This window comes from Agromyces sp. P1_H4, assembly GCF_056405255.1.
Genome location: NZ_JBFUCL010000219.1, coordinates 1 through 6,386 on the forward strand (window position 1 = coordinate 1; position 6,386 = coordinate 6,386).

Annotated in this window: 7 protein-coding genes; all 7 read right to left on the reverse strand. The window is 71.5% G+C overall.

The genetic code is table 11. The features are described from left to right. Nucleotides 1-568: CE1759 family FMN reductase (locus AC1DY2_RS13185; protein ID WP_476762841.1), on the reverse strand; the 568-nt coding region annotated here is incomplete at its 3' end. Then, nucleotides 565-1,056 carry a MarR family winged helix-turn-helix transcriptional regulator gene (locus tag AC1DY2_RS13190; RefSeq protein WP_476762842.1) on the reverse strand — a complete coding sequence of 164 codons (492 nt, stop codon included), beginning with the start codon at nucleotides 1,054-1,056 and terminating at the stop codon, nucleotides 565-567. The genes AC1DY2_RS13185 and AC1DY2_RS13190, both read right to left, overlap by 4 nt. Then, nucleotides 1,053-2,240, reverse strand: a complete 1,188-nt coding sequence (locus AC1DY2_RS13195; protein ID WP_476762843.1) for a CE1758 family FMN-dependent luciferase-like monooxygenase — start codon at nucleotides 2,238-2,240, stop codon at nucleotides 1,053-1,055. Before AC1DY2_RS13195 ends, AC1DY2_RS13190 begins: the two co-directional genes overlap by 4 nt. A gap of 80 nt (nucleotides 2,241-2,320) precedes the next feature. Then, nucleotides 2,321-2,875: an HPP family protein gene (locus tag AC1DY2_RS13200; RefSeq protein WP_476762844.1), complete on the reverse strand. Its 555-nt coding sequence runs from the start codon at nucleotides 2,873-2,875 to the stop codon at nucleotides 2,321-2,323. A 112-nt stretch (nucleotides 2,876-2,987) separates the two neighbouring features. Next, nucleotides 2,988-4,976 carry an acyl-CoA dehydrogenase family protein gene (locus AC1DY2_RS13205; RefSeq protein ID WP_476762845.1) on the reverse strand — a complete coding sequence of 663 codons (1,989 nt, stop codon included), beginning with the start codon at nucleotides 4,974-4,976 and terminating at the stop codon, nucleotides 2,988-2,990. A 32-nt stretch (nucleotides 4,977-5,008) separates the two neighbouring features. Further along, nucleotides 5,009-5,614, reverse strand: coding sequence for a TetR/AcrR family transcriptional regulator (locus tag AC1DY2_RS13210; protein WP_476762846.1), 606 nt, complete (start codon nucleotides 5,612-5,614; stop codon nucleotides 5,009-5,011). Further along, the coding region (locus tag AC1DY2_RS13215; RefSeq protein ID WP_476762847.1) for an NADP-dependent oxidoreductase at nucleotides 5,604-6,386 on the reverse strand (783 nt) is incomplete at its 5' end. The genes AC1DY2_RS13215 and AC1DY2_RS13210, both read right to left, overlap by 11 nt.

Consider the following 6,386-nt stretch of genomic DNA (forward strand, 5'->3'; position numbering starts at 1 on the left):
GCGTGAGCTCCGTGGCCGCGCGGGCGATGCGGTCGCCGAGCGTCGTCGATCCCCAGTCGTCGGGCGCCGCGAAGAGCGACGTGGGCATGGGCATCGCCCGGAGGAACGCGAACAGCGGGCGCAGCTGCTCGTCGACGACCATCGCGTGACGGGGCGTGCCCGCCGTTGCCGCGAGGATGACCGGCTTGGCGATGAGCAGGTCGTTGTCGAGCACGTCGGCGAACGACTTGAACAGCCCGCTGATGCCCGCCTTGTAGACCGGGGTGCTCGCGATGACGGCGTCCGCTCCGGCGAGGAGCTCGATCGCGGCCTGCAGGCGCACGCCGGGGAATCCGGCCACGATGGCCTGCGCGATCTCGACGGCGAGCCCGCTCAGCTCGATCACGTTCACGGTCGCGGGCATCCCGGCCTCGCCGAGCAGGTCGATCGTCTTCTGCACGGCCCGGTCGGCGAGCAGCCGTGTGGTGGACGGGTCGCTCACGCCCGCGCTGACGACGACGAGCCGCAGGGGCCGGCTCGCGGCATCCGTTGCGAGCTGATCGGGCGTGTGGATGGGAGTGCTGGTCATGAGAGGTTCCTTCGCATGGCGAGTTGCTGCACCTCGGCCGAGGGGCCGGAGGCGCCGGCGAGCAGGGCGAGGCTGAGGTCGCGCAGCATCACGATCTGGTCGTGATCGAGGGCGCGGCCGAGCGCCTCGGTGACGTGCCGGGCGACCCCGGCGCCGACGCGGCGCTGGGTGGCCAGTCCGTCTGGGGTGAGGCGGATGCGGCGTGCCCGGCCGTCGGCGGCATCGTCGACCCGTTCGACGAGGCCGCGGGCCTCGAGGCGCACGATGAGGCGCGACATGCCGGGCTGGGTGATGAGCACGTCGTCGCCGAGCTCCGTGATCCTGAGCCCGTCGGGCTCCGACGAGAGGGCGAAGAGCACCGCGTACTCACGGGTGAGCAGGCCCTCCCAGATGTCGGCGTCGGTGAGCTCGCGGGCGATCGTGGCCTGGGCGCGGTAGTACGCCTCCCAGGCCTCGTTCGCGAGCCGGGCGTCGTGCGCCACGGTCACGCCGCCAGGGGGAAGCGCGCCGGAGCGTTCRGGTCGCTGTCCTGGTAGGGCGAGGCACCCGACAGGTTGTCGCCGCGGTTCGGGTTCGGTCGCGGCTGGCGGGGCTCCGAGTCGCCGTACTTCGCGGTGACGAGACTCGCGTGCGTCGGGGCATCCGGAACCCCAGGTGCGCGCCGCGCCGCCATCTCCTGGCGCAGCACGGGCACCACCTCGGTGCCGAGCAGCTCGACCTGCTCGAGCGCGACCTCGACGGGGAGCGCCAGGCCGYCGAGCGACCACAGCTGGCGCTGGTAGTCGCCGAACCCCTCCTGGAACGTGAGGGTCTTGTCGATGACCTCCTGCGGGCTGCCCACGCTGAGCGGCGTGCGGGCCATGAAGTCGTCGAGCGAGCTGCCCTTGAAGAGCGGGTACTCCTCGAAGTACGGCCGGAACGCGGCGACGGCGTCCTGCGAGCGCTTCGCGATGAACGCCTGTCCGCCGAGGCCGACGATCGCCTGGTCGCGAGTGCCGTGACCGTAGTGCTCGAACCGGTCGCGGTAGAAGTCGACGAGCGGCTTGAAATGGAAGTTCGGGGCGAGCACGTTGTTCGCGAAGTAGCCGTTGCCGTAGAAGGCGGCCTGCTCGGCGATCTCGGGAGTGCGGATCGAGCCGTGCCACACGAACGGCGCCACGTCGTCGAGCGGGCGCGGGGTCGACGTGAAGCCCTGCAGCGGCGTGCGGAAGCTGCCCTCCCAGTCGACGACGTCCTCACGCCAGAGCCGGTGCAGCAGGTTGTAGTTCTCGAGCGCCAGCGCGACGCCCTGGCGGATGTCCTTGCCGAACCACGGATACACGGGCACCGTGTTGCCGCGACCGACCATGAGGTCGAGCCGGCCCTTCGCCACGTGCTGGAGCATGGCGTAGTCCTCGGCGAGCTTCACGGGGTCGTTGGTCGTGATCAAGGTGACCGACGTGCTCAGCACGATCTGCTCCGTGAGCGCCGCGATGTGCGCGAGCAGCGTGGGCGGTGACGACGGCACGAACGGGGGATTGTGGTGCTCGCCGAGTGCGAACACGTCGAGGCCCACCTCGTCGGCCCGCTGCGCGACGCGCACGAGGTTGCTGATGCGCTCCGCCTCGCTCTGGGTGGTGCCGGTGGTGGGGTCGGGGGCGATGTCGCCGACGCTGAAGATGCCGAACTGCATGGGGTCCGCCTTTCTGCGGTCGTTCGAGAAAGGTAAACAACATGACTGAGCATGTATTCCCGGATGCTGCAGGCGGCGCCTCACCCCTCCGGGCGGGACGGACTCATGCCGAGCAGCATGTTCAGCCCCCAGCCCGCGATGATGACGAACGCGAGGGCCGACGCCATCGAGAGGATGCCGATCGGGTCGGCGATCACGCCGAGGCTGATGATCATCGTGGTGGCTCCGGCGGGCGGATGCGGCAGCTTCAGGGCGCTCAGCACGAACGCCGTGACGGCCACGGAGAACGCAGCTGCCAGGAGGTATCCGGTGGTGAGGCCCTGGTCGGGCGCCGACGGCTGGCCGTCCATGCCGAAGACGATCAGGCAGAGCAGGCCGGCGGCGATGCCGACCCCGTGCCCGACCGCGGCGTTCAGCGGTCGCGACGACGGATCCTTGGCGGCGCCGAAGATCAGCATGACCGTCGGGCCGAGGCTCGGGAACAGCCACGGCGTGCGCAGGGCGAGGCCGATGGCGCCGGATGCCGCGAGCACGACGAGGCTGAGCACGCCCACGTAGGCTCCGGTGCCGGGGGAGCCGGCCGCCTTCGTCAACCGGTCGAGTACCGGCCGGCGGGTCGAATCGTCCACGGTCATCGCAGTCTCCATCCCGGTCTGTTGGGGTGGAAGCTACGCGCGGGCTCGATGGGTGCACAACGGGCTTGCGTTCACGCGAACGCAGACTCGCGGGACGCTCGCGCCGAGCCCCCTAGGGCGAGCGGATGACGCGGCGCGCGACGTTCTCGGACGCGTCGGCCGGCACCGCCTCGGTGATCCACGGGCCGGTGCCCTCGCTGCGGTCGAGGATCCCGTCCTCGAGCCACTCGTACGCGCCGTCGAGCACCCGTTCCGAGAGGCGCTCGTCAGCGGCATCCGTGTTGTGCCAGAGCCCGTCGAGCAGTCGTTCGGTGCGTAGCCGGGACTGCTCGGCGAACGTGTCGGCGAGCTGGTAGGCCGCCTTGCCGTGCTCGGGGGTGTCGGCGGCGATCATCATGGCGCGAACGCACGAGGCCGAGACGGCGAACAGCTCGGCGCCGATGTCGACGACCCGTCCCAGGAACCCCTGCTTGCGCTCGAGCGCGCCCTGCCAGCGCGTCATCMCGTAGAAGGTCGCTCGGGCGAGCTTGCGGCTGGTGCGCTCGACGTAGCGGAGGTGCGCGGCGAGCGGGCCGAACTCGTCGAAGGAGGTCGGCAGGTCGCCCTTGCCGGCCACGAGCTGCGGCAGCCAGCGGGCGTAGAACCCGCTGGCGGATGCGGCGGCCTTGAGCTTGCGGGAGAGCTCGAGGTGCGGGTCGATCAGGTCTCCGGCGGCGGTGAGGTGCGCGTCGACGGCCTCGCGTGCGATGAGCAGCCGCATGATCTCGGTCGAGCCCTCGAAGATCCGGTTGATCCGCATGTCGCGCAGCACCTGCTCGGCCCCGACGGCGCGCTCGCCGCGGGCGGCCAGCGACGCCGCGGTCTCGAACCCGCGGCCGCCGCGGATCTGCACGAGCTCGTCGGCGATGCGCCACCCCATCTCGGACGCCCACATCTTTGCGAGCGCCGCCTCGATGCGGATGTCCTTGCGGTCCTCGTCGGCCAGCACCCCCGACAGGTCGACCACGGCCTCGAGGGCGAACGTGGTGGCGGCGATGAACGCGACCTTGTGCGCGACCGCGGCGTGCTCGCCGACGGGCCGGCCCCACTGCACCCGTTCGCGCGACCACTCGCGGGCGATCTTGAGGCTCCACTTGCCCGCGCCGGCGCAGATGGCCGGGATCGCCAGGCGGCCGGCGTTCAGGGTGGTGAGCGCGATCTTCAGGCCCTGGCCCTCGCGGCCGATGAGGTTCTCGCGCGGCACGCGCACGTCGTGCAGCGAGGTCAGCCCGTTCTCGATGCCGCGGAGGCCCATGAAGGCGTTGCGGCGGTGCACCGTGATGCCGGGGGCGCGCGCCTCGACGATGAACGCGCTGATGCCGCCGGGGTGCCCGTCGGACTTCGGCACCCGCGCCATGACGACGAGCAACTCGGCGACGACCCCGTTGGTGGTCCACAGCTTCGTGCCGTTGAGCAGGTACTGGGTGCCGTCCTCGGTCGGCACCGCGGTGGCCCGCAGCCGGGCGGGGTCGGAGCCCACCTCGGGCTCGGTGAGCAGGAAGGCGCTGATCGCCCCCGCCGCGCAGCGCGGCAGGTACTCGCGCTTCTGGTCCTCGGTGCCCGCGAGCACGAGCGGCTCGGGCAGGCCGACCGACTGGTGCGCCGAGAGCAGCGCGCCGAGGCTGGCGTTCACCGACCCGATCATCACGAGCGCGCGGTTGTAGTACCACTGCCCGAGCCCGAGGCCGCCGTACTCGACCGGGATCTTCATGCCGAACGCCCCGATGTCGGCGAGCGCCTGGAAGGTCTCGTCGGGGATGCGCGCCTCCCGTTCGATGCGCGCAACGTCGACCTCGCGCAGCACCGTCTCGAGCGCCGCGAGGAACGCCTCGCCGCGCTCGCGGCGGGCTGGATCCGGTCGGGGATGCGGATGGATCAGCGACAGGTCGAACTGCCCCAGGTACAGGCCCTTGGCGAAGCTCGGCTTGCGCCAGTCCTGTTCGCGGGCCGCTTCGGCAACCGCGCGCGACTGCTGCGCGTCGACCTCGGGAGCTGATCCGGCGGCGACGGCCCCCTCGGCGCTGGCGGCGGTGGAAGTGCTGGACTCACGAACGGTGCTCACGCGAACCTCCTCGTTCGTGCCCAAATCTACGCTCAGCGGGGTGAGAGCATCACTCCGACCTGCTCGCGGATGACCCCGACGACCTCCTCGTCGGTCAGGCCGCGGTAGAGGGTGGCGGTGATGCTGATGAACATGACGGCCGAGATCGCGCGGGCGAGCGCCGCGGCATCCGCTGCACTGATGCGCTCATCGCGCCGCAGCACGTCGACGAACGCCGCCTCGACGCGGGCGCTGAGGACGAGTCCCTCGCGGTGGTGCGGCTCCTCGGGGTCGCCGAAGACGAGCTCGCGCAGGTAGGTGCGCCCGTTCTCGATCTGCACCCGGTTGCACTCGACGATCGGGCTCACGACGGCCATGAGGGCATCGAGCCGGTCGGTGATCCCGGATGCCGCGGCCTCACCGCGCTCGATCGCGTCGGCGAACTTGACGTTGTGCACGAGCAGCAGCAGCTCGGCCTTGGACTTCGCGTAGAGGAAGACCGTGCCGGCGCCGACGTCGGCGCGGTCGGCGATCTGCTGCGTCGTGACCTCGTCGACGCCGTGCTCGCTGAACAGCTCGGTCGCGGCGGCCGTGATGCGCTCGAGCTTCTGCTGCTTGTTGCGCTCACGGCGGCCGATGGGCGGTGCGTCATGCTGCACGTGTCCGGTCCTTCCCGCTCACCACCACCTTCCCACGGATGCCTCCGCGCTCGAGCGCGGCCAGCGCCTCGGGCGTCTCGGCGAACGGGAAGACCCGGCCGACCTGCGGCGCGATGATGCCGGCGTCGACGAGCTCGGTGATGCGCTCGAGCTGGGCGCCGTCGGCGCGCATGAACAGGAACGAGTAGTCGACCCCGCGGCGTCGCGCCCGGCGCCGCACCCCGCTGCTGAGGGCCCGCATCGCGAGGCGCAGCGGCGGGCTCGCTCCGAGCTCGCGTGCGAAGCCGGGATCGGGCGGACCGGCGATGCCGATGACCCGGCCCCCGGGCCGTGCGACGCGGATGGACTTCTCGAGGGTCTCGCCGCCCTGGCTGTCGAGCACCAGGTCGATGTCGACGTCGTGCAGCTCGTACTCGAAGTCCTGGTTGCGGTGGTCGATGACGATATCGGCGCCGAGGCCGCGCACGTAGTCGGCGTTCGAGGCGCCGGCCGTCGTCGCGACGATCGCGCCGAGGTGCTTGGCGAGCTGGATGGCGATCGACCCGACGCCGCCGGCRCCGCCGTGGATCAGCACGGTCTGCCCGGGCCGCACGTCGGCCCGCTCCACGAGCGCCTGCCACGCGGTCAACGCCACGAGGGGCAGGGATGCCGCCTCCTCGACGGTGGTCGACGCGGGCGCGGGCGCGAGGTCGTGCTGGTCGACGGCGAGCTCCTCGGCGAACGTGCCGATGCGGTCCTTGCGGGGTCGCCCGTAGACCTCGTCGCCCGGAGC